Annotated in this window: 3 protein-coding genes; all 3 read right to left on the reverse strand. The window is 63.8% G+C overall.

Annotated elements, in window-relative coordinates:
* Positions 1-173: 173 nt before the first annotated feature.
* Positions 174-491, reverse strand: a complete 318-nt coding sequence (locus EN935_RS35195) for a hypothetical protein (protein WP_127264513.1) — start codon at positions 489-491, stop codon at positions 174-176.
* A gap of 131 nt (positions 492-622) precedes the next feature.
* Positions 623-1,045 carry a (deoxy)nucleoside triphosphate pyrophosphohydrolase gene (locus EN935_RS35200; RefSeq protein WP_127264512.1) on the reverse strand — a complete coding sequence of 141 codons (423 nt, stop codon included), beginning with the start codon at positions 1,043-1,045 and terminating at the stop codon, positions 623-625.
* 9 nt (positions 1,046-1,054) lie between these two features.
* The coding region (locus EN935_RS35205) for a GNAT family N-acetyltransferase (protein WP_164771650.1) at positions 1,055-1,609 on the reverse strand (555 nt) is incomplete at its 5' end.

Below are 1,609 nucleotides of genomic sequence, written 5' to 3' on the forward strand. Positions count from 1 at the left end.
GTCCATACTCGATGGCTGTCGCGCCGGTCTCGTCCTTCAGAAAACCCAGCAGCACTGCTTTCATGACCTCGACCCCTCTCGCCAGGAGATTACCGCCGATCCGTTAAGAAAGGTTAACGGCAAAGGCTTAACAGGCGGTGAAACCGCCGCCTTGCCGAAAACTCTTAACCATGTCAGCAGTCGCCGCTGCTTCTGCCATTGGACCGGATGATGCAGACCGAACTGGGCTGCGGCTGCAGCACGCTGCGGCGCAGCGTGTAGGTTTCGCGATGGCTGACCGAGCCGGTGGCCGTCATGTCGAGCCCGCCGGCAAGATCATCGCGGGCCGACAGCGATCGTGTCTGGCTGTCGAGGAAAGGGGTTGCGATCAGCGCCAGCGCCACCGCGGCCGAACCGAACAAAAGCGTGATCCGCAATATGCCCATGCCTGCGTCGGCGGCGCGAAAGCTGCGCTCGGGCCGGATCGAGTCCCAATCCCTGTCTAGGCTCATGCTATCGCTCCCCAGCGAATTGGCGGCGCGGCCGCGAACGGCGATGCTTCAATTTTTCATGATGAGATAAATCTTCCATTAACGCTGGCTGATACAACGCCTCGGCCAGGAAGCGGCCGGGCGAGAAGCCCTCAAAGAAGATCGATGAGGAAGGGGATCAGCGGCGCGTCGGCCGGCGGCATCGGATAGTCGCGCATCTGCTTTGGCCGCACCCATTTCAGCGCCTGGCCTTCCCTGGGTTGGGCGATGCCGCGGAAACGGCGGCAGATGAACAGCGGCATCAGCAGGTGGAAATCGTCGTAGGAATGACTGGCGAAGGTGAGCGGCGCCAGGCACGGGATATCGGTTTCGATGCCGATTTCCTCGTGCAGTTCGCGAATGATGCATTGTTCGGGCGTCTCGCCGGGTTCGACCTTGCCGCCGGGAAATTCCCACAGCCCGGCAAGTTGCTTGCCCTCTGGCCGCTGCGCCAAAAGCACCCGGCCGTCGGCATCGACCAGCGCGCAGGCGGCGACCAGGAGCAGACGCTTGCCGGCGATCGTCACCTCATTCATGCCAATACTTCATTCATGACCCGGCGGCCGGCGGTAGTGGTAGCGATAGACTTCGTCGAAGCCGAGCGAATGGTAGAGCGCCAGCGCCGGAACATTGCCGGCCTCGACCTGCAGCCAGGCTTCCCGCGCCCCACGCAGCCGCGCCCATTTCAGCGCCGACAGGATCAGGTTGCGGCCGTGGCCCTTGTTGCGCGCCGACTTGTCGGTGGCGACCTCGAACAGGCCGGCAAGATCGCCGTCATGCACGCAGATCAGCGTTGCCAACGCTTCGGCGCCATCTTCGAGCGCGAACAGTCCGGCCTCGGGCTGGATGGCGCCGATGATCTCCGACAGGCCGGGCCGCAGCGAAACATCCGAACCGCTGACCTTGAGCGACGCGCCGATGAAGCGGCTGATGTCCTTCAGCGGAATCTGGTCCATGGCGGCGTCGAGTTGCGCGTCGGCCAGCGGCAGCCGCATGACCAGCGACTCGTCGAACCGGCTCCAGCCCTCGCGGTCGAGATGGCTGGCGAGATCCGGACCCGACAGTGGCGACATGCGAAACGTCAGCGGTCGGCCATAGGC

The sequence above is a fragment of the Mesorhizobium sp. M7D.F.Ca.US.004.03.1.1 genome (assembly GCF_003998635.1).
Taxonomy (GTDB): domain Bacteria; phylum Pseudomonadota; class Alphaproteobacteria; order Rhizobiales; family Rhizobiaceae; genus Mesorhizobium; species Mesorhizobium loti.

Coding starts and splice junctions, on each gene's coding strand:
- EN935_RS35195 (WP_127264513.1), bottom strand. CDS start 491: ATGAGCCTAGACAGGGATTGGGACTCGATCCGGCCCGAGCGCAGCTTT.
- EN935_RS35200 (WP_127264512.1), bottom strand. CDS start 1,045: ATGAATGAGGTGACGATCGCCGGCAAGCGTCTGCTCCTGGTCGCCGCC.